Source organism: Blautia intestinihominis (genome assembly GCF_040096655.1).
Lineage (GTDB): Bacteria > Bacillota > Clostridia > Lachnospirales > Lachnospiraceae > Blautia_A > Blautia_A intestinihominis.
On the sequence record NZ_JBBMEI010000200.1, the window covers coordinates 1 to 712 of the forward strand.

The 712-nt window shown below is 47.3% G+C and carries 1 protein-coding gene; it reads left to right on the plus strand.

Annotated features, from left to right (window positions below; translation table 11 throughout):
• Window positions 1–356 precede the first annotated feature (356 nt).
• The gene (locus WMO75_RS19680; protein WP_002595176.1) at window positions 357–554 is read left to right on the plus strand and encodes a hypothetical protein; all 198 of its coding nucleotides are present in this window, start codon (window positions 357–359) and stop codon (window positions 552–554) included.
• The last annotated feature ends 158 nt before the right edge of the window (window positions 555–712 follow it).

Here is a 712-nt window from a genome sequence, read left to right on the forward strand (position 1 = left end):
GGCAGACAAAAGGGCTGGGAGCGTGAAATCCCGGCAACGGACACCGACAACCCGCCCGAAAAATCTATGGACGGTTTTGTGGAGGTCACAGAGCAGATGGAGCTTCCATTCTGAAAATGACAGCCCGTTGCCGACTTCGTTGCTATCCCGTTGCCGAGCCGGTTGCCGGGGAAAATCCCTTATTTCCGGGCTTTTTCCCTCTCTGACAACCAAAACAACAGAAAAATAAAAGAAAAGTATAAATAGTAATCAACGCCAGATTGAGATTGTTTGCAAGGTCTTTTGAAGCCCGTTGCCGGACTTCGTTGCCGACCGTTCTCTGTCTGGCTATTTTCATGTATGGAGGATAACTGCCTATGGCGAAAAATAAGACCAAGATTGAAGTGACAACCGTATTTGACGGGGAACTGGACGCCACCGATGTGTTCGTCAGCCTGATTTCCCAGAAATACGGCAAAACAAATACAAAAGAATATCTTGCTAAAAAGAAAGACTTGAAGTATAATGAAGATGAGGTTCAACAGAGCCAGATACCGTCTGGATTGTGTGGGTAAATGGCTATGATGAACGAAATGGAATACAGAACAATCGGTTCAGCACTTGCCGGGGGCTATCGTGCGGCGGTCTATTGCAGGCTGTCAAAGGACGATGACCTGCAAGGCGAAAGTGCCAGTATCGCAAACCAGCGTGATATGCTGGAAAAATACTGCGA

Coding starts and splice junctions, on each gene's coding strand:
- WMO75_RS19680 (WP_002595176.1), top strand. CDS start 357: ATGGCGAAAAATAAGACCAAGATTGAAGTGACAACCGTATTTGACGGG.